Genomic DNA, 24,080 nt, shown 5'->3' on the forward strand with positions numbered 1-24,080 from the left:
TACGGCATGATCCGCTGGAAGCAGGCCAACATGGGCTTCACCGATTTCGGCCTGGACTACGGCAACCCGGACTTCGTCAAATACGCCGAAGCCTACGGTGCCAATGGTCACCGCGTCGAAAGCGCCGAAGCCTTGCTGCCACTGCTCGAGCACTGCATCAAGACCCCTGGCGTGCACGTAATCGACTGCCCGGTCGACTACAGCGAGAACGACCGCATCCTCAACAGCGAGCTGCGTGAGCGTGCGCTGGCGGTTTAAGGCTTAAGCGCCTGTTCGCGGCGGTTCGGCGCCCCGCTGAACCCGCTGCCACTGGGACCGCACAGCTTGCCAAAGTTGTGCAACCTTTGGCCGCGGGTTCAGCGGGGCGTCGAACCGCCGCGATTGCTTTCTGCAGACCCGATCCCCCATGTGCTAGGGTGCAGGCAAATCTTCACCCTAGGATATCCGCACATGCTCCCTGCCCTCAGCGAGAAAGAACTCGCCCGCCTCGAAGACTTGTTGATCACCTATGGCAATGACTATTCGGTGCTCAACCTGGCCGAGCTCAATGGCTTTTTCACCGCCCTGGCCAGCTCGCCGGTCGATGTGCTGCCAGAACAATGGCTGCCCACCGTCGCTGGCGGCAAGGTGCCAAAGTTCAAGAAACCCGCCCATGAAGAGGCCTACACCGCCTTGATGCTGCGCTATGCCTACCAGATTGCCGAGCAGCTGGCGCAGGACCTCGAAGGCTTCGAGCCATTGTTCGAAGAGAGCGAGGCCGAGGAGGGGCCAGCGATCATCATGGAGGAGTGGTGCTTCGGTTACATGCGCGGCACACAGGTGGCGGGGTGGGGGGAACTGCCGCCCGAGCAGGATCAGTTGCTCAAGGCCATTTCGCTGCATGGGCTGGAAGACAACTTCGAAGTGCTCGATGCCATGAGTTTCGAGGAGTTGCAGGCTTGCGTGCCGCACGTGGTCGAGGCAGCGCGGGGCCTGTATCGCTATCAGAAGCAGTCGCGGCGCTGATCGGCTTATTGTTTCGCTAAGCGAAATTATGGTTTGCTCCTTGCGCTGATTCTGCTGCCCGCCGGATGAGTGCAGGATGGGCTCCATCTGGCATCACCCCGATGCCGACCCTGGAGCCCAGCCCATGATCAAACTCTACAACTTCCCCAAGTCCGGCCACGCCCACCGCATCGAGCTGATGCTGTCGCTGCTCGGGCTGCCTACCGAACTTGTTTTCGTCGACCTAGCCAAAGGTGCACACAAGCAGCCGGCGTTTCTCGCCCTTAACCCTTTTGGCCAGGTACCGGTGATCGATGACAACGGCACCGTGATCGCCGATTCCAATGCCATTCTCGTGTATCTGGCCAGCACCTACGACAAGGCGGGCAAGTGGTTGCCCCATGACCCGGTCAAAGCGGCACGCGTGCAACGCTGGCTGTCGGTTGCAGCCGGGCCGTTGGCCTTCGGCCCTGCAGCCGCCCGCCTGGTGACCGTGTTCGGCGCATCGTTCAACACCGACGAAGTCATCGCGCGCGCACACACCTTGCTCAAGGTGATGGACGCCGAGCTGGCCAAGTCGGCGTTCCTCGCCGGCAGCGAGCCGACCATCGCCGATGTCGCCAACTATTCCTACATTGCCCACGCCCCGGAGGGCAATGTCTCGCTGGAACCCTATCCCAACGTGCGTGCCTGGCTGGCCCGGATAGAAGCATTGCCTGGCTTCGTCGCCATGCCGCGCACGGCCATTGGCTTGCAGACCAGTATCTGAACCGCTACTCCATACGAGGACTGCCGCCATGCAGCAACTCCCCAGCCATCGCACTTCGCCCTGGCATGCCGGCGAGAAGCGCCTGCAAGAACAGGTCGGTGTTTCGGAGCGCATGGAAGTGTTCGGGCAGAAGGTCATCCGCGACTACATGCCCGACCAGCACCGCGCGTTCTACCAGCAACTGCCCTTTATCGTTGCCGGTGCTGTAGACCAGGGCGGCAAGCCTTGGGCGACGCTGCTCGAAGGCCCGGCAGGCTTCGTCAGCTCGCCTGACCCACGGCAATTGCTGATCAACTGCCACCCGGCCAGCGACGACCCGGCGGCGTCCGGGCTGGCAGCTGGCGGGGCCATCGGCCTGCTCGGTATCGAATTGCATACGCGCCGGCGCAATCGCATCAACGGGCTGATCGCTCAGGGTGCGAGCGGTGCGCTGCAGGTGCGGGTCGAGCAGTCTTTCGGCAATTGCCCGCAGTACATCCAGCTGCGCGAATACACCCGGGTCGATGAACCGGCACAAGGGCGGATCGATGCGCAGGGGCTGGACGCAACGACCGCCCAGATGATCGCAAACGCTGATACGTTCTTCGTCGCCAGTTACATCGACCACGCCGACGGGCACCGTTCGGTGGACGTCTCGCACCGTGGCGGCCGCTCAGGTTTCATCAAGGTCGAAGGCAACCGCCTGACCATTCCGGACTATGCCGGCAACCTGCATTTCAACACCCTTGGCAACCTGCTGGAAAACCCGGTGGCCGGGCTGTTGTTCGTCGACTTCAGCAGTGGTGATGTGCTGCAAGTGACCGGGCGCACCGAGGTGATACTCGACAGCCCGCTGATCACGGTATTCGAAGGCGCCGAGCGGTTATGGACCCTGGACATCGAGCAGGTGGTCCTGCGCCGGGCGGCGGTGAGTTTGCGCTGGGTCTTTGAGGAGTACGCGCCAACCAGCTTGATGACTGGCACCTGGGCCGAGGCGCAGCAGCGGCTTCAGCAGCGTGAAAGGCAGCGCCAGTGGCTGAGCTGGCGGGTGGCGCGGGTGGAGCAGGAGAGTCGCGACATACGCTCGTTCTATCTAGCCGCGGATGAGCCGGTGACGTTCTCGCCCGGTCAACATATTCCCGTGCGTATCCCGCTGGTGGGCGATGCGCCGCTGATTCGCACCTACAGCCTGTCCTGCGCGCCGTCCGATGGCTACCTGCGGATCAGCGTAAAGGCGCAGGGCCCGGCGTCGCGCTTTCTGCATGAGCGTGTCAGGGCAGGGGATAGCCTGGAAGTCCGCCTGCCCATGGGCAGCTTCACCCTGGACAGCGTCAGCGACAGGCCTGTCGTGCTGATCGGTGCGGGCGTGGGCATCACGCCGTTGATCGCCATGCTGCGCGAGTTGTTGGCGAACGGCCAGGCGCGCCGCATCCATCTGTTCCATGGGGCCCGTAGCCTGAGTGACCTGCCGTTCCAGCAGGAACTGGCCGAATTGCGTCAGCGAGCCGGCCCTGGCTTGAGCGTGCATCGTTCGTTGAGCCAGCCTGAGGCCGAAGCCGTACAAGGGCGTGACTTCGAGCACGTCGGGCGCCTGGGCATCGAACAGGTGAAGGCCGCGCTGGCACTGGATGATTACGACTTCTACCTGTGTGGTCCGGCCAGCTTCACCCAGGACGTGTATGAGAGATTGCGCGGCGTGCATGTGCCTGATGCGCGCATTCATGCCGAAGCCTTCGGGCCATCGACACTGCGGCGGCATGGCGACGACCAGCGGCCCACGCTGCAGCAGCCACCGGCTGCCAGCGAGCCGGTACCCGTGTACTTTGCCAGTTCGGCCAAGGAGGCACGTTGGGCACCGGGGGCTGGGACCTTGCTGGAGCTGGCCGAGGCGCGCGGGCTGTCGCCGGAGTTCAGTTGCCGGGGTGGGTCGTGCGGGACGTGCAAGACCAAGGTGGTGAGCGGACAGGTACATTACCCGAATCCCCCTGCCGAGATGCCGGAGGACGGCACGGCGCTGATCTGTTGTGCAGTACCAGCGCAGGCACTGGTGCTTGAACTTTAAGGCAGCCGATAATGCCCGCACCCCCGACGTCCAGGAGCGCGCATGGACCAGATCCACCTGATGAAGGTGTTCGTTGCGGTCGGCGAGCTGGAAAGCTTCGCCGCTGCCGCCCGCCGCCTGGACATCTCGCCCGCCGCCGTCACCCGTGCCGTCAGCGCCCTCGAAGAGCAGATCGGGGTCAAGCTGCTGTTGCGCACCACCCGCAGTGTGCGGCTGACCGAGGCGGGCGGCCGTTATCTGGAAGACACCCGGCACATTCTCGCCAGCATCCATGAAGCCAACGAAGCTGCGGCCGGGATCAATGCCACGCCCAAGGGTGAACTGGCGATCACCGCGCCGATCCTGTTCGGCAAGAAGTTCGTCATGCCTTGCATCGTGCGCTACCTGCAGCAATACCCCGAAGTCGATGTGTCGGCGTACTTCCTCGACCGCGTGGTGAACATGGTCGAGGAGGGCATGGACGTGGCCGTGCGTATCGGGCCGCTGCCTGACTCCGGCCTCAAGGCGCTGCGCGTGGGCCGGGTGCGGCGGATGCTGTGTGCATCGCCCGACTACCTTGCCCGCCGGGGCGAGCCGCAGCACCCGTCGGACTTGCTGGAGCATGCAGTGATCGCCACTACCACCCTATCGCCGCGCGCCGGCTGGCGCTTCGGCCTGGCCGACGAACCGACCCTGGTCCGCATGAAACCCAGGCTGACCGTCACCAGTAACGATGGTGCGATCGCTGCGGCGGTGGACGGACTGGGTGTCGCCCGGCTGTTGTCGTATCAGGTGGTCGATGAACTGGCCAGCGGCAAGCTGAAGGTCATTCTTGCCGATTACGAGGAGGCCCCTTGGCCGATCCACATCTTGCATCGGGAGAGCAAGTACGGCTCGGCCAAGGTACGTTCGTTCATCGACATGCTGGCGCAGGATTTGCGGGCCCGACACTTGGACTGAGTATTGAGATCGTACAACAAGGCCGGATTAACACCGGCCTGCTGCAGACTTGTGCATTTTACGCGGCAATAATAATTATTGTTGTACGACGACCTATGACATGGCACTCTTCACCTGAAACAATTTGTCTCATTTCGCCCTCCCGGCGCATGAGGCAGATCACCCGTCACTCTAAAAACAAGATTCAGGTGAACCATGAAGATCAAAGGCATCCGTTGGTGGATGGTCAGCCTTGTCACGGCCGGGCTCGTCGTCAACTATCTCGCCCGCAACACCCTCTCGGTGGCAGCGCCCACCCTGATGACCGACCTGTCCATCACCACCGAGCAATACGCCAAGATCGTCGCGACCTGGCAGATGTGTTACGCACTCATGCAACCGATCGCTGGCTGGCTCATCGATTTCATCGGCACCAAACTGGGCTTTGCCGTCTTCGCCCTGGCCTGGTCGCTGGCCTGTGCGGGGGCCGCCCTGGCCAGCGGTTGGCAGAGCATGGCGTTCATGCGCGGGTTGCTGGGCATGACCGAGGCGGCCGGCTTGCCGGCCGGGGTCAAGGCCACCACCGAATGGTTCCCTGCCAAGGAACGCTCGGTCGCCATCGGCTGGTTCAACATCGGCTCGTCGTTGGGCGCATTGCTGGCACCACCGCTGGTGGTGTGGGCGATTTTGCACAGTGGCTGGCAGCTGGCATTCGTCATCGTTGGCGCGTCCGGTGTGCTGTGGACCTTGCTGTGGATGCTGCTGTACAAGCACCCGCGTGATCAGCAGCGCCTGAGCGACGCTGAGCGTGACTACATCCTCAGCGGCCAGGAAGCCCACTTCAAAGCCGAGCAGCGTGAGAAGGGCGCGTGGAAGCGCATCTTCAAGACCCGCAACTTCTATGCGATCGCCTCGGCACGTATTCTCTCCGAGCCAGCCTGGCAGACCTTCAACGCCTGGATCCCGCTGTACCTGATGACCGAGCGGCACATGAACATCAAGGAAGTGGCGATGTTTGCCTGGCTGCCGTTCCTCGCTGCCGACATCGGCTGTGTGCTCGGTGGCTACCTGAGCCCAATGTTCCATCGCTACTTCAAGGTGTCGCTGTTCACCTCGCGCAAGATGGTGCTGGTATTCGGCGCCAGCTGCATGATCGGGCCGGCCTGTATCGGTCTGGTCGAAAGCCCGTACACCGCAATCCTGCTGCTGTGCATTGGCGGCTTTGCCCACCAGACCTTGTCGGGAGCGTTGTACTCGATCACTTCGGATTCGTTCAGCAAGGACCAGGTGGCGACGGCGACCGGTATGGGCGGGATGTGTGGTTACCTGGGCGCGGCACTGTTTACCCTGGTGTTCGGCATGTTGGTTACGCAGATTGGCTACAGTCCACTGTTCGTGGTGCTTGCCGCATTCGATATCGTGGCGGCAGTGCTGGTATGGAAGGTCGCACGCGAGGTGAATGGGGCTGCTTCGCCACAGCCCTTGGCAACCTCGACCGAGGCACTGGCGTAAGGCTTGAAGCCATGGGGCTGCAAAGCAGCCCCACTTCCAGCCAGTCACGTTGGCTGATAGTGCATCCTGAATCCCAGACTGATCGATTCTCCCTGCTGCAACAGTCTCAATCCTGGTCGACCTGGCAAGTGATGCGCATTGATCGGGTGGCTCACGGGCTCGAAACAGAAAAATGGCTGCTCGTGCGGGCAGAACAACAGAAAATGTTCTGCGCCGCTGGCGCTGCATGCCAGCCGATACCCCGCGCCCGGCTGCTCGATCACGCAGTGGCCGGGCCATTCGCTGAAGGCATGGTCCACCACCGTGGCCGGCAGTGTCCGTGGGCGGGCGAAGTTCCAATGATCAGGTACTTCGGCTTGCCGTGACGGCAACGCTCCGTGCTCCGCCAGCCAAACGGTGCGTGCCTGCGCCTGCAATCGCGTATCAGGATGGCGTGGAAAGTAAGGATGCAGCCCGAGGCCATACCAGCTAGCCGCCGAATCCAGATGCGTTGCCTGCAGGTCGATGGCAAGGCAGCCCTCATGCAGGTGCACATCCAGTGTCGCCCGGTAGGCGAACGGTAGCGTGCTGTCGAGGCTCAGGCGGGCGTGGTGCTCGCTGTGCTGCTCCACCTGCCAGGGCTGCTGCCAGGCACTGCCGTGGATCGGGTAGGGATCGTGCCCGGTGTTCGGTGCCAGCGCCAGCCAGCCATCGGGACGCTGGAAGCCGCCCTCGGCGATACGGTTGGACCACGGGACCAATGGGTAGCAGCCCAGGCGCCGCGGGCTGCCGCTGGCCAGGGCGGCCGCGTCGGCAGGGCGCAGCAACGCCTGGCCGGTGGCGCTGGCCTGCCAGTTGACCAGGCTGGCGCCTAGCTCAGGTGCGATGCTCAGGCGGGTAAGCGGGTCTTGCAGGTGCAGCAGGGGGATGCGCATCAGGGCCTCCGGTAGGTCAGCAGGACGATGCCGCACACCACTACGGCACCGCCAATCAATTGCAAGCCACTGAGTTGCTGGCCGAGCAACGCCCAGCCCAACAGCAGGGTGGCGATGGGCTCTACGTTCATCACCGGTGCGTTCTGCGCCATGTTCAGCTTCGGCACACAGATGAACAGCAAGGTGAAGGCCACGCCATACAGCACCACCAGGCTGGCCAGCGCCATCCAGCCGGTGGAGCTACCCGGCAACGACAAGCCGGCAGGCATCACGCCGCTGATACCCGCGGCCAGCATGCTGGTGAACACGATCAGCAAGGTCAGCAGGCTGCGCACCGGGCCGCGTACGGCGGCCAGCTTGTGGTCGGTGATCCACAGGGCACAGGCGAACACACAGGCGGCGCAGAACGCCAGGCCCACCCCGGTGGCCCAGTGTGGGTTGGCGTCGTGGCTGCGGCCCAGATGGCTCGGCACGTCCAGCGCCAGCACCAGGCCACAGAGGATCAGGCCCATGAACAGCACGGTGCGCCCGGTCAGGCGGGCGCCGCCCAAGGCCCAGGTGAGCAGGGCCAGCAGCATGGGAAAGGTGTTGCCCACCAACAAGGCCAGGGCCACCGGGATGCGTGCCACGGCGGAGTAAAGGCACAGGCTCTGGGTGGCGATCAGCAGGCCCAGCAGCAGCTGCCAGCGCCGTGTGCCAGCGGGCAGGCCCAGCGGCTGGCGCTGCCACAGCACCAGGCTGGCCAGCACCAGGAAGGTGATGCCCGAGCGGCAGAGAATAGCCAGCAGCACGCCGGTGTCGTCGTCGAAGGCGATGCGCGCGGCGATGTGGTTACCGGCGAACGAACAGGCCAGCAGGGCCAGCAGGGCGATGGCCAGTTTGCGCGGGAAAAGGGTTGCAGCAGAAGAGGAGACAGCCATGTGCAGGATCCGTTTGCATTGAGAACCTGGGGCCCTGTAGGAGCGGCCTCGTGTCGCGAAAGGGCCGCAGAGCGGCCCCAGGGGTTCAGCAACACGGCTGAAATCGAGGGGCTGCTTTGCAGCCCTTTCGCGACACAAGGCCGCTCCTACAGGTAACCCGATTGCAGTTAAAGCACGACGCTCGGCAGCCACAGCGAGATGGCCGGAATGTAGGTCACCGCCATCAGCACCAGGAACAACGCCAGGTAAAACGGCAGCAATGCCTTCACCGTGGCCTCGATGCTGACCTTGCCAATCGCCGACCCGACGAACAGCACCGCCCCTACCGGCGGGGTGATCAGCCCGATCCCCAGGTTGACCAGCATGATCATGCCGAAGTGCACCGGGTCCACACCGATACCGGTAATCACCGGCAGCAGGATCGGCGTGAGGATCAGGATCAGCGGTGCCATGTCCATCACCGTGCCCAGCAGCAGGAGCATGAAGTTGATGCACATCAGGATCACGTAGCGGTTATCCGACAGGGTCAGGAACGCCGTGGTGATCTTCGACGGGATCTGCATCAGGGTCATCACGTAGCCGAAGCTGGCGGCGAAGCCGATCAGGATCATCACGATCGAGATGGTCCGCACGGTGCGGTGCATCAGCTTGGGCAGGTCACGCCACTTGTAGTCGCGATAAATGAACATGGTCACGAAGAACGACCACACCACGGCCACCGCAGCCGACTCGGTCGCGGTGAACACGCCCGACAGGATGCCGCCAAGGATGATCACCATGGCCATCAGGCCCCACAGGGCTTCACCGGCAATCTTCAGCGCCTGGCGCAGCGGGATCACCTCGCCCTTGGGGTAGTTGCGCTTCTTTGCGAAGATCAGGCACAGGCCCATCATCACTGCGCTCAGCAGCAGCCCGGGCATCACCCCGGCCATGAACAGCGAAGCGATCGACACCGTTCCCCCAGCGGCCAGCGAGTACAGCACCGAGTTGTGGCTCGGCGGGGTCAGCAGCGCCTGCACCGAGCCGCTCACGGTCACGGCGGTGGAGAATTCACGCGGGTAGCCCTTGCGCTCCATTTCCGGGATCAGCACCGAGCCCACCGAGGCGGTATCCGCCACCGACGAGCCGGAGATGGCACCAAAGAAGGTCGACGCGGTGATATTCACCAGCGAAAGTCCCCCGCGCACGAAGCCAACCAGCACCCCGGCGAACGCTACCAGGCGCCGTGACATGCCGCCCTCGGCCATGATCGCACCGGCCAGCACGAAGAACGGGATGGCCAGCAGCGAGAACTTGTTAACCCCACTGGCGACCTGGATCATCATCGCCTGCAGCGGGATGTCGATGTACCAGGCGCCGATCAGTGCCGACAGGCCCAGGGCGTAGGCCACCGGCATGCCCAGCAGGATCAGCGCAATGAAACTGCCCAACAGAATGAACGCATCCATTTACGCCGCCCCCTCGTTTTCTTCAACCAGGTCGAAGCGCACCACCTTGCGCTGGCTCTGGTCGCCCAGCAGAAGTTTCTCCAGCACGAAGATCAGCGTCAGCACGCCGCCGACCGGGATCGGCGCGTAGCTCATGCCCACCCGCACGCTGGGCAGCGAGGCCATGTACTGGTTCCAGGTGGTGACGCACAGCTTGTAGCCGTACCAGGTCATGAACACGCAGACCCCCACCATCAACAGTTGAGTGAACACTGCCACCAGCCGACGCAGCGGCTCCGGCAGGCGGTCGGTGATCATCGCCACTGCCATGTGTGCGCCAGCGCGGTAGCTGGCGGCGGCGCCGATGAAGGTGAACAGCACCATCAGCAGGATCGACACCGGCTCCGGCCAGCTGGAACCGGTACCCAGCACGTAGCGGGCAAAGATGCCCCAGGGGATGATCAGCGACATGGTCAGGATCGACAGCCCGGCGACCCAGATGCAGGCGCGGTACAGCGTGTCGTTGACGCTCAGGAAAAGCATTTTCATAGGCATCACCAGAGCGGCAGGGCGACGGGCGTCGCACTGCCGAGGTCATCTTGGAAAGGGGCCGGGGTTACTGGACCGCGTCGATACGCTTCATCAGGTCGGCATATTGCGCACCGTACTTCTCGCGCACCGGGGCGGTGGCGTCGTAGAACGGCTTGGTGTCGACGGCGATGAACTCGACACCGGCGGCCTTGAGCTTCTCCTCGCTGGCGGCGGACTTGGCGTCCCAAAGTGCGCGCTCTTCCATCTGCGCTTCACGGGCAACCTTCTTCACCAGCACCTGCTGCTCAGGCGTGAGCTTGTTCCAGGTGGTCTTGGACATCACCACCGGCTCCGGCAGGATCAGGTGGTTGGTCAGGGTGAAGTACTTGGCGCTCTGGTAGTGGTTGTGTTCGAGCAGGGTTGGCGGGTTGTTCTCGGCACCGTCGATCACCCCGGTCTGCAGCGCGCTGAAGATTTCACCGGTGTCCATGGCGATGCCGTTGCCGCCCATGGCGTTCATCATGTCGATAAACAGCGGGTTGCCCTGCACGCGGATTTTCATGCCCTTGAGGTCTTCGAGGCTGCGCACCGGCTTCTTGGTGTAGAGGCTGCGTGTGCCGCCGTCCATCCAGGCCAGGGCCACCAGGTTGAATTCGGAATTGGTGATCTTGTCGAGGATCTCCTGGCCGATGTCACCGTCGATGATCTTGCGCATGTGCTCATGGTCACGGAACACGAACGGCATGTTGAACACGTTCACATCCGGTACCACCGGGCCGACGATGCCGAGGCTGACGCGGGTCATCTGCACCGCACCGATCTGCGCCTGCTCGATCACTTCCTTTTCCGAACCCAGCACGCCGCCGGCGAACATCTTGAAGGTGATTTCGCCATTGCTGGCCTGTTCGAGCTTCTTGCCCATGTTCTGTTCGGCGACCACGGTCGGGTAACCGGCCGGGTGGATCTCGGCGAACTTGATGTCGAGTGCCGAGGCCGGCAGTGACAGGCTGAACGCGAACGGGAGTACGGCAAGAAGCAGCTTGCGTTTGAAGGTCATGGTGAAACTCCGTGGTTTTTATTATCTGGTTTCGCGCGTGAGTGTTGGGTACTGCGGTGTTGCAAAGGCCGCGTTCAGCCGCGCCAGGCAGGTTCCTCCAGGCCTTGGACGCCGGGGCGCAGGGCAAACACGCCACCGGCCAGGGGCTGGTCGCTGAGGTCGCTGCCTGCAGGGCGGATCGAGGTGACGAACAAGGTGTCGAGGTTGGCCCCGCCAAAGGCGCACATCGCCGGTTTCTTTACCGGCAGGCTGAGCGAGCGGTCGAGGCGCCCGTCGGGGGTGAAGCGGTGGATCTGCCCGGCGTCGTTGCCGCAGATCCAGTAGCAGCCGTCGGCGTCAATGGCGGCGCCGTCGGGGCGGCCAGGGAAGGCGCGCATGTCGACGAACAGCCGCTGGTTGTGTGGCGTGCCGCTGTCGGTGTCGTAATCGAATGTCCAGATCTTCTGCACGTTGGGGTGCGAGTCGGACAGGTACATGCGCGAGCCGTCCGGGCTGAAGGCCAGGCCATTGGGCACGATCATGTCCTTGAGCTGCTGGTGCAACCGGCCCTCGCCATCGAGCCGGTACAGCGCGCCGACATGGGCGCCCTGCTGCATGTCCATCAACATGCTGCCGGCCCAGAACCGGCCCTGGCGGTCGCAGCGGCCATCGTTGAAGCGCATGCCGTGTTGCGGGTGTTCGACTGCGGCGACCCGGCGGCTGTCGAGGCGGCCGTCGGCCTGGGCCTGCAGCTGGAAGATGCCGCTTTCCATGCCTGCGACCCAACCCCGCTCGGTGCGGGCGATGCAGGCGAGCATCTCGTCACCCTGCCAGACCTGATGGGCGCCGTCCTGCCAGCGGTGCAACTGGCGGGCCGGGATATCGACCCAGTACAGGGCCTGTTCGCTGGGGTGCCACACCGGGCTTTCACCGGTGCCATTGCGGGCGTCGACGATCAGTTCGCAGTGCATGCTGGAGCCTCCTGGCAGGGCGGGGTCAGCTGAATGGGCCGGCAGCGACGAAGGCGCCACCCTGGTAGACCATGCTCGGGTCGTCGGCAGAAGGCGCCGGTTTGGCCTCAACTGCGGCGCGGAACACTTCGGAGGTGTCCTTGGGTTGGTAGCCCAGGTGCGCAGCATGGCGGTTGTCCCACCACACGGTGCGGTTGTCTGAGGCGCCGTAGACCACGGTGTGGCCGACATCGGCGGTGAACAGGCCGCGCTCGATCAGCTGGGTGAGGTCGTCGTAGCTCAGCCAGGTACTGAGCATGCGCAGGTTCTGTGGCGCGTCGAACGAGGAGCCGATGCGGATGCTGACGGTCTCGATGCCGTAGCGGTCGAAGTAGAAGCTGGCGATATCCTCGCCGTAGCACTTGGACAGGCCGTAGTAGCTGTCGGGGCGGCGCAGGGCATGGGCATCTATCGTCTGGTCCTGGCGATAAAAGCCGATCACATGGTTGGAGCTGGCGAAGATGATGCGTTTGACCCCGTGCTTGCGAGCGGCTTCGTAGATGTGGAATACGCCGCAGATATTGGGGCCGAGGATTTCTTCGAAGGAATGCTCGGTGGACACGCCCCCGAAGTGGACGATCGCGTCGACGCCTTCGACCAGGGCATGGACCGCAGCCTTGTCGGCCAGGTCGCAAGGGACGACTTCTTCATGGGGGCCAGAGGCGGGGGCCATCGGCGCGATATCGGAAAGGCGCAGGACTTCGGCGAAGCCGTTCAGGCGTTGGCGAAGCACCTTGCCCAGGCCGCCTGCGGCTCCGGTGAGCAGCAGGCGTTTGAAGGGGGTGGTGGTCATGGCGGCTCTACTTGTGATTGTTGTAAGTTGTCGTATGACTAGGCTGATTATCGGCAGCGCTTCCCGAGGTTGTCAATCATGTTTGCGTGGGCTTTTGAGGCCTCATCGCGGCTAAAGCCGCTCCTGCAGGAATAGCGTTGAACTTCAGGTGTCGCGCGGTCTCTGTAGGAGCGGCTTTAGCCGCGAACACGGGCGAAGCCCGTGCCATGCGATCACAACAACGACAGGGGATAGTTGAAAATAAGTCGGTTCTCATCGAACTCGTTGTTGCTGTAATCCCGACGAATGCTCGAGTTGCGCCATTTCACACTCAAATCCTTGAACGGCCCGCTCTGGATCACATACGCCAGTTCCGACTCGCGCACCCATTCCTTGCCATCGGTCACCGACCCGGTGCGCACGTCGCGGCCACTGATATAGCGGTTCATCAAGGTCAGCCCCGGCACCCCGAGCGTCACGAAGTTGAAGTCATGGCGCACCTGCCACGAGCGCTCTTCGGCATTGTCGAAGCTGGCGTTGTAGCTGTCGTTGGCCAAGGTCCCGCCGCTGGTGCCATTGACCCGCATCCAGGTATCGCCATCGACTTTCTGCAGCCCGATCCAGAAGGTGTTGCCGCCGTATCTGGCCGAGAACATGCCCGAATAGGTTTTGTTGTCCAGCTTGCCGGCACGTTCCGAGCCGTCCTCGTCACCGCGGAAGAAGCCCAGATTGGCGCCGAGCGTCCAGTCGCCCAGCGGCTGGCTGTGGCTCAGTTGCAGGTACTGCTGCGCGTAGACGTCCTTGAGCACCGCGTTCCACAGGCCGACCAGGGTGCGGTCCTGGTTGAACCTGTATTCGCCGCCGACAAAGTTGAAGCGGTCCGACACGCCGCCGCCGTAGCTCATGTCTTCCATGCTCGCATCGTTGCGCGGGCTGTTGCCGCGGAACTGGCCGCCATACAGGGTCAGCCCGGCAATTTCGCTGGAGGTTAGCTGGCCGCCGCGGAAGGTCTGCGGCAGTGAGCGACCATCGTCAGAGCGCAAGATCGGCAGCACCGGCATCCACTCGCCGATCTTCAGTTCGGTCTTGGAGATACGTGCCTTGCCCGCTACTGCCAGGCGCCCGTAATCATCTGCCGGCTTGCCATCGTCATGACGTGGCAGCAGCGCCGTGCCGTAGGTGCCGCCACCGCCATCGAGCTTCAGCGACCACAGCCCCAGCACATCCGCGCCAAACCCCACCGGCCCCTCGGTGAAGCCGGAACGGGCGTCGAGAATGAAGCTCTGGGTCCATTCTTCAGCTTTGCTCTGTGGGTTGCCGGGGTTGGTGAAATTGCGGTTGATGTAGAAGTTGCGCAGGCCCAGCACGGCCTTGCTGTCTTCGACGAAGCCCTGGGCGAGGCTGAGGCCCGGCATGCCGCCGAACAGGCTGGCGCCGAGTAGCGCAAAGGGAAGGGATGTCTGGCAGATTTTCGACATGAGATGTGTCCGCTGATGTTGTTTTTGTTATGCGTTGTCGTACAACTGCGGCGTTTTTATCAAAGCGTGAAATGCACTGTCAACGTCGGAAATCGCAATAAATTTGGGCAGTCAAGTGAAAGTTCGCCAGCGAGCGGTCTAGATCAAGGTCCATAAAAAGCTATGGTCGTACTATGACGTGGGCAAATATTGTTGCATTAGCGGCAACGGAGTCACTTTGCTGCGACGGTTAGTCGCAGAATCATTTCGTAATACTATTCTTCGCTGCTGAAGGGCTAATCGATTCAGTCCAATGGAAACGGAGAATTCACCCATGAGCACAACCCGTGCTTCACAACCCTCACCCTTGCTGCCCAGGCTGCTAGGCGTGCTCTTTCTGCTGATGGGCCTGGCCCTGGTGGCCGGCGGCGTCAAGCTGATGGGCCTCGGCGGCTCCCTGTACTACCTGTTGGCCGGCATCGGCTTGCTGATCACCGCTGGCTTGCTGCTGGCCGTACGGCGCGAGGCGCTGAGCGTCTATGGCATCGTGTTGCTGCTGAGCACGCTGTGGTCAGTGATGGAGGTAGGCCTGGACTGGTGGCAACTGGTACCACGCCTGGCGCTGTGGTTCGTCCTTGGCCTGGTCTTGCTGTTGCCTTGGCTGCGCAGGCCGCTGACCCTTGGTCAGCCCTACCTGCTGGGCAATGGCGTGCTGGGCCTGGCAGTGGTAGTGGCCGGGCTGATGGCCTTGGCCAGCCAGTTCACCAACCCCAATACCCTCGTCGGCCGCCTCGACCGGGAAACCGCAGGCACCACCAGTGCCGCACCGCAAATGCCTGAGGGGGACTGGCAAGCCTATGGCCGCACTGAGTTTGGCGACCGCTATTCGCCACTCAAGCAAATCACCCCGGAGAACGTCGGCAAGCTCAAGCTGGCCTGGACCTACCGCACCGGCGACATCCCTGGCCCCAACGACCCGGGCGAGACAACGGCGGAAAACACCCCGCTCAAGGTCAACGGCAAGCTCTATGTGTGTACCCCGCACAGTCAGGTGATCGCCCTGGACCCGGACAGCGGCAAGGAAATCTGGCGCTTCGATCCCAAGCTCAGCACCCAGAACGCCGCCAACTTCAAGGGCTGGGCGCACATGACCTGCCGCGGCGTGGCCTACTACGACACCGCCAAGTCGCAGGCCAGCCCGGTTGACGGGCAAGCCTGTGCCAAGCGCGTCTACGTGCCTACCGCCGACACCCGTCTGATCGCCCTGGATGCCGACACCGGCAAGCAGTGCGAAGGCTTTGGCGACAAGGGCCAGATCGATCTGACCCGCAACATCGGCACCTTCGCCCCCGGTGGCTACTACTCCACCTCGCCACCCACCGTGGCCGGTGGCCTGCTGGTGCTCGGCGGCCATGTCACCGACAACGTCTCCATCGACGAGCCGTCCGGTGTGGTGCGCGCCTATGACGCGATTACCGGCAAGCTGGTATGGAACTGGGACAGCGGCAAGCCCGACGCCACCACGCCAATCGCTGACGGCGAGTTCTACACCCGCAACTCGCCGAACGTATGGTCGGTGATCAGCGCCGACGAAAAGCTTGGCCTGCTGTACCTGCCCATGGGCAACCAGATGCCTGACCAGTGGGGTGGCAATCGCACGCCTGAAGCTGAGAAGTTCAGTGCCGGCCTGGTGGCCCTGGACATCGCCACCGGCAAGGTGCGCTGGAACTACCAGTTCACCCACCACGACCTGTGGGACATGGACGTCGGCGGCCAGCCGAGCCTGATCGACATCAAGACCGCCGAAGGTGTGAAGCCTGCGGTCATGGCCTCGACCAAGCAGGGCAGCATCTACGTGCTCGACCGCAGCAATGGCCAGCCGCTGGTGCCGATTCACGAAACGCCGGTCCCGCAAGGCGCGGTGGAAGGCGACCATACCTCGCCGACCCAGCCGATGTCCGAACTCAACTTCATGCCGCCGACCCTGCACGAGCGCGACATGTGGGGCGTGACGCCGTTCGACCAGATGCTCTGCCGCATCGACTTCCGTTCGCTGCGCTATGACGGCATCTACACCCCGCCGTCGCTGCAGGGCTCGCTGGTGTATCCGGGCAACTTCGGCGTGTTCGACTGGGGTGGCATCTCGGTCGACCCGGTGCGCCAGATCGCCTTCGTCAACCCCAGCTACATGGCGTTCAAGTCACAGCTGGTGCCAGCGTCCAAGATCGCCGGGCAGCCGGCGCGCAAGAGCGAGACCGAAGGCATCCAGCCGAACAAGGGCGCACCGTATGGCGTGATCATGAGCGCTTTCCTGTCGCCGATGGGCCTGCCGTGCCAGGCACCGTCCTGGGGCTACGTGGCGGCCGTGGACCTGACCACGCACAAGGTGATCTGGAAGCACAAGAACGGCACTGTGCGTGACAGTTCGCCAGTGCCGATCCCGCTGACCATGGGCGTACCGAGCCTGGGTGGCGCCTTCACCACCGCCAGCGGCCTGGCGTTCCTCAGCGGCACCCTCGACCAGTACCTGCGTGCCTACGACGTGCGTGACGGCAAGGTGCTCTGGGAAGGGCGGTTGCCGGCAGGGGCGCAGACCACGCCGATGACCTACACCGGCAAGGATGGGCGCCAGTATGTGCTGGTGATGGCCGGCGGGCATGGCTCGCTCGGGACCAGGCAAGGGGATTATGTGATGGCGTTTGCCTTGCCGGAGTAAATGCCTTTTTCAGGTCGATTCGCGGGCACGCCCGCTCCCACAGATACTGCATCGCCCTTGATGGCAAAGCAGATCCCTGTGGGAGCGGGCGTGCCCGCGAATGGTCTCAAATAATTTTGAATCAAAAAAATCCCTATATATGGGATTGCATTTTACATATTGGAGTTTTCGGCCCTCCAGGTTTATAGTCGCCCTCACTCACTGCCAAGAACAGAACAGGTGAAGCGATGCAGGCGCAATTGATCGCGCTCGACTGGGGAACCACCTCCCTTCGTGCTTACAAACTTGCCGCCAACGGCCAGGTGCTGGAGACGCGCGGGCTTCCCAGCGGCATCATGCAACTGCCCAAAGCCCCACGCCTGATCAACGGCCAACTCTGCAGCGACGGTTTCGAACTGGCATTCGATGAGGCCTGTGGCGACTGGCTCGACGCCGAGCCCGGCCTGCCGGTCATCGCCTGCGGCATGGTCGGCAGTGCCCAGGGCTGGCGCGAAGCGGCCTACCGCGACACCCCGGCCAACGTCGCCAGCCTCGGCGCCTCCCTGCAAACGGTACGCAGCCTGCGAAGCGTCGACGTGCACATCGTCCCCGGCGTGATCCAGCGTTCGCGCCTGCCCAACGTCATGCGTGGCGAAGAAACCCAGGTGCTTGGCGCACTGCCCAGCGTGACCACCGATGACCTGCTGATCGGCCTGCCCGGCAGCCATTCGAAGTGGGTGCAGGTTGCCGAGGGCTGCATCGTCCAGTTCGACACCTTCATGACCGGCGAAGTATTCGCCGTGCTCAGCGAGCACAGCATCCTCGGCCGTACGCAGCAGCGCGGCGCAGCATTCGACGCAGCGGCTTTCGACCACGGCGTGCAGGTTGCGCTCTCCAGTGACGGCGAGATCGGCCCGCTGTCCACCGTGTTCAGCGCCCGCAGCCTGGGCCTGACCGGTGAACTGAGTGCCAGCGCCCAGGCCGATTACCTTTCCGGCCTGCTGATCGGCCATGAGCTTTCGGCCCTGGCCAAGGTGCAGCGTCAGCGACGCAACAGTGTGCACCTGCCGGCAATCCTGCTGATCGGCAACGGCCCGCTTTGCATGCGGTATGGCCGCGCCCTGCAGGCGTGCGGCTTCAGCCACGTGGGCGTTGCCGAACAGGCCACCGAGCGCGGCTTGTGGCAGCTGGCGCTGGCCGCCGGCCTCATCCACTGATCCTCAAGGGAGCTCGACATGCTCGAACAAGCACTGGCACAGAATGGCCTGATTGCGATCCTGCGCGGTTTGCAACCGCATGAAGCCGCCGCCATTGGCGAAGTCCTCTACGGCGCCGGCTTTCGCGTCATCGAAGTGCCGCTCAATTCCCCCGAACCTTTCGACAGCATCCGCATCCTGCGCAGTTGCCTGCCCGCCGATTGCCTGATCGGCGCAGGCACCGTACTGACACCGGCGCAGGTGACCCAGGTGAAAGAGGCGGGCGGGCAATTGATCGTCATGCCGCACAGCGATCCGCAGGTGCTGCGTGCGGCCAAGGCGTCGGGGCTGTACCTGGCGCCGGGTGTCGCCACGCCGACCGAAGCGTTCGCTGCCCTGGCCGAGGGTGCCGACGTGCTCAAGCTGTTCCCGGCCGAGCAGATGGGCCCGGCCGTGGTGAAGGCCTGGCTGGCCGTATTGCCCGCCGGCACCGTGCTGGCGCCGGTCGGCGGCATCACCCCCGGCAACCTGCAGCAATTCTTCGACGCTGGCGCCAGGGGCTTCGGCCTGGGCTCCGGCCTGTACAAGCCGGGCATGACGCCTGAGCAGGTCGCGGCCTCTGCCAAGGCTTTCGTGATCGCCTGGCAAGCCCTGCACTGATCCACTTGCTGCGCTGCATTCCAACAAGAGAGACAAGCAGATGAAAATTACCAGACTGACCACCTTCATCGTTCCGCCGCGCTGGTGCTTCCTCAAGGTCGAGACCGACCAGGGCGTGACCGGCTGGGGTGAACCGGTGGTCGAAGGCCGCGCCCACACGGTGGCCGCTGCCGTCGAAGAGCTTTCCGACTACCTGATCGGCAAGGACCCACGCAACATCGAAGACATCTGGACCGTGCTCTACCGCGGCGGCTTCTACCGCGGCGGCGCCATCCACATGAGCGCCCTGGCCGGCATCGACCAGGCCCTGTGGGACATCAAGGGCAAGGCGCTGGGCGTGTCGGTCAGCGACCTGCTCGGTGGCCAGGTGCGCGACAAGATCCGTGTGTACTCGTGGATCGGTGGCGACCGCCCGGCCGACACGGCGCGTGCAGCGAAAGAGGCCGTGGCCCGCGGTTTCACAGCGGTGAAGATGAACGGCACTGAAGAGCTGCAGTTCCTCGACACGTTCGACAAGGTCGACCAGGCCCTGGCCAACGTCGCCGCCGTGCGCGATGCGGTGGGCCCGAACGTCGGCATCGGCGTCGACTTCCATGGCCGGGTGCACAAGCCCATGGCCAAGGTGCTGATGAAGGAACTCGACCCGTACAAGCTGATGTTCATCGAAGAGCCGGTGCTCAGCGAGAACTACGAAGCGCTCAAGGAGCTGGCGCCGCTGACCAGCACACCCATCGCCCTTGGCGAACGGCTGTTTTCGCGCTGGGATTTCAAGCGCGTGCTCAGCGAAGGCTATGTCGACATCATCCAGCCCGACGCCTCCCACGCGGGTGGCATCACCGAAACCCGCAAGATCGCCAACATGGCCGAGGCCTACGATGTCGCGCTGGCGCTGCATTGCCCGCTGGGCCCGATTGCCCTGGCAGCCTGCCTGCAACTCGACGCCGCCTGCTACAACGCCTTCATCCAGGAGCAGAGCCTGGGTATCCATTACAACGAAAGCAACGACCTGCTCGACTACGTGCGCGACCCCGGCGTGTTCGACTACGAGCAAGGCATGGTGAAGATCCCCGACGGCCCGGGCCTGGGCATCGAGATCAACGAGGAATACGTCATCGAGCGCGCCGCCGTCGGCCACCGCTGGCGCAACCCGGTATGGCGCCACGCCGACGGCAGCTTCGCCGAGTGGTGATAGCGCTTCGGTAACGCGTTGAAACGACCTCAATAACCATAACAAGAGGCACTTCTCATGCTCCCGCACACCCTCACCGGGCAGGCCAGCTTGGTGGCGCCCAGCCGCAAGCGCTTTTTCATCATGGTGCTGCTGTTCGTCACCGTGGTGATCAACTACCTGGACCGCAGCAACCTGTCGATTGCCGCGCCCGCCCTGACCAGCGAGCTGGGCATCGACCCGATCCATGTCGGCCTGGTGTTCTCGGCGTTCGGCTGGACCTACGCCGCCATGCAGATTCCCGGTGGCTGGCTGGTCGACCGGGTGCCGCCGCGCATCCTCTATACCGTGGCGCTGGTGCTGTGGTCGCTGGCCACGGTGATGCTCGGCTTCGCCGCCAGCTTCATCGCGCTGTTCGTGCTGCGCATGGCGGTCGGCGCACTGGAGGCACCGGCCTACCCGATCAACAGCCGCGTGGTCACTACCTGGTTCCCCGAGCGCGAGCGCGCTACCGCCATCGGCTTCTACACCTCCGGGCAGTTCGTCGGCCTGGCCTTCCTGACCCCGGTGCTGGCCTGGCTGCAGCATGAGTTCGGCTGGCACATGGTGTTCGTCGTCACTGGTGCGGTCGGCATCCTGTGGGGTGTGATCTGGTACGCGGTGTATCGCGAACCGCGTGATTTCAAGGGCGCCAACGAGGCCGAAATCGAACTGATCCGCGGGGGCGGCGGGCTGGTGGACATCCAGTCCGAGCAGGCCAAAGTGAAGGCCAGGTTCAGCTGGGCGGACCTTGGCATCGTACTGACCAAGCGCAAGCTGTGGGGCATCTACCTCGGCCAGTTCTGCCTGAACTCGACCCTGTGGTTCTTCCTCACCTGGTTCCCCACCTACCTGGTGAAATACCGCGGGATGGACTTCATCAAGTCCGGCATGCTGGCGTCGCTGCCGTTTCTCGCGGCCTTCGTCGGCGTGCTGTGCTCGGGCTTTTTCTCCGATTGGCTGATCCGCCGAGGGGCCAGCGTAGGCTTTGCCCGCAAGCTGCCGATCATCAGCGGCCTGCTGATCTCCACCGCGATCATCGGCGCCAACTTCGTCGACTCGACTCCCCTGGTGATCGCCTTCCTGGCCCTGGCGTTCTTCGGCAACGGCCTGGCCTCGATCACCTGGTCGCTGGTCTCGACCCTCGCCCCGGCGCGCCTGCTCGGGCTGACTGGCGGGGTGTTCAATTTCATCGGCAACCTGTCGGCGATCGTCACCCCGATCGTGATCGGCTTCCTCGCCAGTGGCGACTCGTTCGCCCCGGCGATCACCTACATCGCCGCCCTGGCCCTGGCCGGTGCGCTGTCGTACATCCTGCTGGTGGGCAAGGTCGAACGCATCGAGTTGTAGGCACGCCCTGCGGGCGAACATAATGTCGCCCGCCCACTCGCTCATCGATAAAGGCAGCACATGCAGGAAGACCCAACAAAAACCGCCCCCACCGGCACCCAGACCCTGCTGCGCGGCCTGGCCGTGGTGCAGGCCGTGGCCGCTGGTGCGCGCGACCTCAAGGACATCGCCCGGCACATCGGCACCACCCGCAGCACCACCCACCGGCTGGTCAGCTGCCTGGTGGACGAACGCTACCTGCGGGTGGTGCCTCAGGTTGGTTATCTGCTCGGTCCCAAGCTGATCGAACTGGGTTTCCAGGCCCGCGAAGAGCTGCCGCTGGTGACCCTGGCCGGTCCTTATCTGGACGAGCTGTCGGCGCTGACCGGCGATACCATCCACCTGGCGATCCGCGAAGGCGACGAGGTGCTGTACCTGCACAAGACCCCGGGGCGCAACGGCCCGGAAATGCGCTCGCGGGTCGGTCACCGCATGCCGCTGGCCCGCACCGGTATTGGCAAGGCGCTGATGCTCGACGACAGCCCGACGGAATGGCAGCGCCTGTATGAAACCAGCCTGCCGGTGGGTGGCAAGAGCGCCTTCTGGCCGCACCACACCGAGCTGACCTGGGCGCAGTTCGAGCAGCGCATGGTCGAGTATGCGGCGGGCGGGTATGCCTTCGACCTGGAGGACAACGAACCGTCGATCCGCTGCGTGGCGGCGCCGGTGCGCGATGCCGGCCGCCGGATCGTGGCGGGGATCAGCGTGGCGAGTACGGTGCCGTACATGCCGGAAGAGAAGATGCGCGAGCTGGTGCCGGTCATGAAGGATGTGACGGCTAGGCTGTCCGCCGAGCTCGGTCTAAAGCAACGCTTGTAGGAGCGGGCTTGCCCCGCGAACACCGGCAAAGCCGGTGCCAGGCGATCAGGTAGAGCCGGTCGGTCACGGAGGGTCGAGCCAGCCTGGCTGGCATTGCGTGAGAAGCGTTTCTATACTTCTAAGCGGCCTCGCCCTCGACCACGTAGACTGGCATGTCCAGTCCCGGCACATGGCAACCGAGTGTGCCGTACCCCTCCTGTCGGCGTGGGCGAGGTCTCTTGTTTTTCGCCATGCAACTGCGGAACGACTGACCGGATGAGATCGAGCGTTCCCCAGCCCCAGAGGGTGCTCGCGCAAGGCGGGCCGAGGCGAGAGCCGAAGTGGTGTCCGGATCTGTTTCACTAATACGATGAAGGCGCCGATGGCGCCTTTTTTCGTTGTCTGCTTTAGCCATGTACAACCTCGGCATAGCGCCGAGCAGTGTGGGAGATTCTGTCTTGCTCAGTTCTAAAAAACGGCGCGCGATCCCTGTTGGAGCGGGCTTGCCCCGCGGACACCGGCGGAGCCGGTGCCATGCAGTCCCGTCATTCCTGGATTTCTGAAAGACGGACAGCAGTTGCGCAATGGCAAAGATAAGCGCATTGTAATGACGAATGTCTTTACCAAAAGGGCCATCCCATGGCGTCCATCAATATCCGCGTCGATGACGAGCTCAAAGCTCGCGCCTATCAGGAACTGGAGCGGCTGGGCGTAACCCCGTCCGAGCTCATGCGCCAGGCACTGCAATACGTGGCCGAACGAGGCAAGCTACCTTTTCGACCCGTGCTGATGACTGAGGAAGACGAAGACCTGATCGCGATTGTGAGAGAGCGACTCGCCTCCCCGCAGCGCGTGAGGGTCCAACTGGATGACCTATAGTCTCGACTTCGATTCACGTGCGTTGAAAGAATGGAAGAAGCCTACAAAATCGGCGCAGCCCAGCTAGATCCCGTGTAGTCTGAGTGCCCGCTGAGCACACTCCCGCCAGTTCATCCGGCGCTTCACCATCGGCGCCATCTCATCACCTTCAGCCTCCATCACCACCGGCATATCCCGCATCCTCACCCAAGGCTCACTCTGCCAATACAACAACGTCGCCGTCCGCCCTCCAGGCCAGCACATCCGCCCCAGTCGCGGCGTATCCGCTTCTCCATGGCAATGCCGCAGTTTGTAGGACACTTCCTGCTCTGATTTCGCAGGCAATAAAAAGGCTGCCATTCGGCAGCCTTCTCGATACTCAACCCGGACGATCAGTCCCAGCTCAGTGCACCACCGGTCTGATACTCGATCACGCGAGTCTCGAAGAAGTTCTTCTCCTTCTTCAAGTCCATGATCTCGCTCATCCATGGGAACGGGTTGGTAGTCCCCGGGTACTCTTCCTTCAGGCCAATCTGGGTCAGGCGACGGTTGGCGATGAACTTGAGGTAGTCCTCCATCATCGCTGCGTTCATGCCCAGCACGCCGCGTGGCATGGTGTCACGGGCGTATTCGATCTCCAGCTGGGTCCCTTGCAGGATCATCTGGGTCGCTTCTTCCTTCATCGCCGCGTCCCACAGGTGCGGGTTCTCGATCTTGATCTGGTTGATCACGTCGATACCGAAGTTCAGGTGCATCGACTCGTCACGCAGGATGTACTGGAACTGCTCGGCGACGCCGGTCATCTTGTTGCGGCGGCCCATCGACAGGATCTGGGTGAAGCCGCAGTAGAAGAAGATGCCTTCCAGCACGCAGTAGTAGGCGATCAGGTTGCGGTGACCTTGAACAGACCGGCAATGCTGTTGAGCTGGGCGATGCGCCACAGGCTCGGGTTGACGGTGGCCGGCGCCTCGCCGTTGAGGAAGGCG

General features: G+C 63.4%; 21 protein-coding genes and 1 pseudogene. 13 read left to right on the plus strand and 9 right to left on the minus strand.

Annotated elements, in window-relative coordinates; translation table 11 throughout:
• From ACQKPS_RS26450 to ACQKPS_RS26475, 6 genes are all read left to right on the plus strand, one after another.
• On the plus strand, positions 1–258 hold a 258-nt coding region (locus ACQKPS_RS26450; protein WP_427606211.1), incomplete at its 5' end, for a thiamine pyrophosphate-dependent enzyme.
• 192 nt (positions 259–450) lie between these two features.
• On the plus strand, positions 451–1,005 hold the full coding sequence (locus ACQKPS_RS26455) for a UPF0149 family protein (protein ID WP_427606213.1): 555 nt from the start codon (positions 451–453) through the stop codon (positions 1,003–1,005).
• A gap of 124 nt (positions 1,006–1,129) precedes the next feature.
• Complete coding sequence (locus ACQKPS_RS26460) at positions 1,130–1,753, plus strand: glutathione S-transferase (RefSeq protein WP_283723607.1); 624 nt, start codon at positions 1,130–1,132, stop codon at positions 1,751–1,753.
• 28 nt (positions 1,754–1,781) lie between these two features.
• Positions 1,782–3,794 carry a pyridoxamine 5'-phosphate oxidase family protein gene (locus tag ACQKPS_RS26465; RefSeq protein ID WP_254481131.1) on the plus strand — a complete coding sequence of 671 codons (2,013 nt, stop codon included), beginning with the start codon at positions 1,782–1,784 and terminating at the stop codon, positions 3,792–3,794.
• A 42-nt stretch (positions 3,795–3,836) separates the two neighbouring features.
• A complete protein-coding gene (locus ACQKPS_RS26470; RefSeq protein ID WP_254481130.1) occupies positions 3,837–4,733 on the plus strand; it encodes a LysR family transcriptional regulator in 897 nt (298 codons plus the stop codon).
• 195 nt (positions 4,734–4,928) lie between these two features.
• Positions 4,929–6,224 carry an MFS transporter gene (locus ACQKPS_RS26475; RefSeq protein ID WP_427606216.1) on the plus strand — a complete coding sequence of 432 codons (1,296 nt, stop codon included), beginning with the start codon at positions 4,929–4,931 and terminating at the stop codon, positions 6,222–6,224.
• Between the two features lie 44 nt (positions 6,225–6,268).
• On the opposite strand, the gene ACQKPS_RS26480 is transcribed toward ACQKPS_RS26475, so the two are convergent.
• The 8 genes from ACQKPS_RS26480 to ACQKPS_RS26515 form a co-directional block, all read right to left on the minus strand.
• Complete coding sequence (locus ACQKPS_RS26480) at positions 6,269–7,138, minus strand: aldose 1-epimerase (protein WP_427606218.1); 870 nt, start codon at positions 7,136–7,138, stop codon at positions 6,269–6,271.
• Positions 7,138–8,058, minus strand: a complete 921-nt coding sequence (locus ACQKPS_RS26485) for an EamA family transporter (RefSeq protein ID WP_427606220.1) — start codon at positions 8,056–8,058, stop codon at positions 7,138–7,140. The genes ACQKPS_RS26480 and ACQKPS_RS26485 overlap by 1 nt, the downstream gene beginning before the upstream one ends.
• Positions 8,059–8,225: 167 nt before the next feature.
• Complete coding sequence (locus ACQKPS_RS26490) at positions 8,226–9,506, minus strand: TRAP transporter large permease (RefSeq protein WP_254481126.1); 1,281 nt, start codon at positions 9,504–9,506, stop codon at positions 8,226–8,228.
• Complete coding sequence (locus ACQKPS_RS26495; protein ID WP_254481125.1) at positions 9,507–10,034, minus strand: TRAP transporter small permease; 528 nt, start codon at positions 10,032–10,034, stop codon at positions 9,507–9,509. It lies immediately after the preceding gene.
• A 67-nt stretch (positions 10,035–10,101) separates the two neighbouring features.
• Positions 10,102–11,073, minus strand: a complete 972-nt coding sequence (locus tag ACQKPS_RS26500; RefSeq protein ID WP_254481124.1) for a TRAP transporter substrate-binding protein — start codon at positions 11,071–11,073, stop codon at positions 10,102–10,104.
• 74 nt (positions 11,074–11,147) lie between these two features.
• Positions 11,148–12,023: a glucurono-1,5-lactonase gene (locus tag ACQKPS_RS26505; RefSeq protein ID WP_254481123.1), complete on the minus strand. Its 876-nt coding sequence runs from the start codon at positions 12,021–12,023 to the stop codon at positions 11,148–11,150.
• 25 nt (positions 12,024–12,048) lie between these two features.
• Complete coding sequence (locus ACQKPS_RS26510; RefSeq protein WP_283723614.1) at positions 12,049–12,855, minus strand: NAD-dependent epimerase/dehydratase family protein; 807 nt, start codon at positions 12,853–12,855, stop codon at positions 12,049–12,051.
• A 212-nt stretch (positions 12,856–13,067) separates the two neighbouring features.
• The gene (locus ACQKPS_RS26515) at positions 13,068–14,312 is read right to left on the minus strand and encodes an OprD family porin (RefSeq protein ID WP_427606224.1); all 1,245 of its coding nucleotides are present in this window, start codon (positions 14,310–14,312) and stop codon (positions 13,068–13,070) included.
• A 313-nt stretch (positions 14,313–14,625) separates the two neighbouring features.
• Here ACQKPS_RS26515 and ACQKPS_RS26520 point away from each other — a divergent pair, with 313 nt between their 5' ends.
• The 7 genes from ACQKPS_RS26520 to ACQKPS_RS26550 all read left to right on the plus strand — a co-directional run bounded on the left by ACQKPS_RS26520 (position 14,626) and on the right by ACQKPS_RS26550 (position 23,115).
• Positions 14,626–17,007: a glucose/quinate/shikimate family membrane-bound PQQ-dependent dehydrogenase gene (locus tag ACQKPS_RS26520; RefSeq protein ID WP_427606226.1), complete on the plus strand. Its 2,382-nt coding sequence runs from the start codon at positions 14,626–14,628 to the stop codon at positions 17,005–17,007.
• 227 nt (positions 17,008–17,234) lie between these two features.
• Positions 17,235–18,203 carry a 2-dehydro-3-deoxygalactonokinase gene (locus tag ACQKPS_RS26525; protein ID WP_427606227.1) on the plus strand — a complete coding sequence of 323 codons (969 nt, stop codon included), beginning with the start codon at positions 17,235–17,237 and terminating at the stop codon, positions 18,201–18,203.
• 18 nt (positions 18,204–18,221) lie between these two features.
• Positions 18,222–18,842, plus strand: coding sequence for a 2-dehydro-3-deoxy-6-phosphogalactonate aldolase (locus tag ACQKPS_RS26530; protein WP_427606229.1), 621 nt, complete (start codon positions 18,222–18,224; stop codon positions 18,840–18,842).
• Positions 18,843–18,882: 40 nt separating this feature from the next.
• Entirely contained in the window at positions 18,883–20,031 is a 1,149-nt protein-coding gene (gene dgoD, locus ACQKPS_RS26535; protein WP_283723618.1) for a galactonate dehydratase, read from the plus strand.
• 57 nt (positions 20,032–20,088) lie between these two features.
• On the plus strand, positions 20,089–21,399 hold the full coding sequence (locus ACQKPS_RS26540; RefSeq protein WP_427606231.1) for an MFS transporter: 1,311 nt from the start codon (positions 20,089–20,091) through the stop codon (positions 21,397–21,399).
• 60 nt (positions 21,400–21,459) lie between these two features.
• Complete coding sequence (locus ACQKPS_RS26545; protein ID WP_427606233.1) at positions 21,460–22,257, plus strand: IclR family transcriptional regulator; 798 nt, start codon at positions 21,460–21,462, stop codon at positions 22,255–22,257.
• 618 nt (positions 22,258–22,875) lie between these two features.
• Positions 22,876–23,115, plus strand: coding sequence for a type II toxin-antitoxin system RelB/DinJ family antitoxin (locus ACQKPS_RS26550; protein ID WP_103449480.1), 240 nt, complete (start codon positions 22,876–22,878; stop codon positions 23,113–23,115).
• A 371-nt stretch (positions 23,116–23,486) separates the two neighbouring features.
• On the opposite strand, the pseudogene ACQKPS_RS26555 reads toward ACQKPS_RS26550, so the two are convergent.
• Positions 23,487–23,987 (minus strand): annotated as a pseudogene (locus ACQKPS_RS26555) (ribonucleotide-diphosphate reductase subunit beta); the annotation flags it as partial.
• Positions 23,988–24,080: the final 93 nt, after the last annotated feature.

The organism is Pseudomonas sp. NPDC086566, assembly GCF_050280885.1.
In the GTDB taxonomy this organism is placed as follows: domain Bacteria; phylum Pseudomonadota; class Gammaproteobacteria; order Pseudomonadales; family Pseudomonadaceae; genus Aquipseudomonas; species Aquipseudomonas vlassakiae.

Bases quoted from the DNA above. Each gene is read 5' to 3' on its own strand.
- ACQKPS_RS26455 (WP_427606213.1), top strand. From the start codon at position 451: ATGCTCCCTGCCCTCAGCGAGAAAGAACTCGCCCGCCTCGAAGACTTG.
- ACQKPS_RS26460 (WP_283723607.1), top strand. From the start codon at position 1,130: ATGATCAAACTCTACAACTTCCCCAAGTCCGGCCACGCCCACCGCATC.
- ACQKPS_RS26465 (WP_254481131.1), top strand. From the start codon at position 1,782: ATGCAGCAACTCCCCAGCCATCGCACTTCGCCCTGGCATGCCGGCGAG.
- ACQKPS_RS26470 (WP_254481130.1), top strand. From the start codon at position 3,837: ATGGACCAGATCCACCTGATGAAGGTGTTCGTTGCGGTCGGCGAGCTG.
- ACQKPS_RS26475 (WP_427606216.1), top strand. From the start codon at position 4,929: ATGAAGATCAAAGGCATCCGTTGGTGGATGGTCAGCCTTGTCACGGCC.
- ACQKPS_RS26480 (WP_427606218.1), bottom strand. From the start codon at position 7,138: ATGCGCATCCCCCTGCTGCACCTGCAAGACCCGCTTACCCGCCTGAGC.
- ACQKPS_RS26485 (WP_427606220.1), bottom strand. From the start codon at position 8,058: ATGGCTGTCTCCTCTTCTGCTGCAACCCTTTTCCCGCGCAAACTGGCC.
- ACQKPS_RS26490 (WP_254481126.1), bottom strand. From the start codon at position 9,506: ATGGATGCGTTCATTCTGTTGGGCAGTTTCATTGCGCTGATCCTGCTG.
- ACQKPS_RS26495 (WP_254481125.1), bottom strand. From the start codon at position 10,034: ATGAAAATGCTTTTCCTGAGCGTCAACGACACGCTGTACCGCGCCTGC.
- ACQKPS_RS26500 (WP_254481124.1), bottom strand. From the start codon at position 11,073: ATGACCTTCAAACGCAAGCTGCTTCTTGCCGTACTCCCGTTCGCGTTC.
- ACQKPS_RS26505 (WP_254481123.1), bottom strand. From the start codon at position 12,023: ATGCACTGCGAACTGATCGTCGACGCCCGCAATGGCACCGGTGAAAGC.
- ACQKPS_RS26510 (WP_283723614.1), bottom strand. From the start codon at position 12,855: ATGACCACCACCCCCTTCAAACGCCTGCTGCTCACCGGAGCCGCAGGC.
- ACQKPS_RS26515 (WP_427606224.1), bottom strand. From the start codon at position 14,312: ATGTCGAAAATCTGCCAGACATCCCTTCCCTTTGCGCTACTCGGCGCC.
- ACQKPS_RS26520 (WP_427606226.1), top strand. From the start codon at position 14,626: ATGAGCACAACCCGTGCTTCACAACCCTCACCCTTGCTGCCCAGGCTG.
- ACQKPS_RS26525 (WP_427606227.1), top strand. From the start codon at position 17,235: ATGCAGGCGCAATTGATCGCGCTCGACTGGGGAACCACCTCCCTTCGT.
- ACQKPS_RS26530 (WP_427606229.1), top strand. From the start codon at position 18,222: ATGCTCGAACAAGCACTGGCACAGAATGGCCTGATTGCGATCCTGCGC.
- dgoD (WP_283723618.1), top strand. From the start codon at position 18,883: ATGAAAATTACCAGACTGACCACCTTCATCGTTCCGCCGCGCTGGTGC.
- ACQKPS_RS26540 (WP_427606231.1), top strand. From the start codon at position 20,089: ATGCTCCCGCACACCCTCACCGGGCAGGCCAGCTTGGTGGCGCCCAGC.
- ACQKPS_RS26545 (WP_427606233.1), top strand. From the start codon at position 21,460: ATGCAGGAAGACCCAACAAAAACCGCCCCCACCGGCACCCAGACCCTG.
- ACQKPS_RS26550 (WP_103449480.1), top strand. From the start codon at position 22,876: ATGGCGTCCATCAATATCCGCGTCGATGACGAGCTCAAAGCTCGCGCC.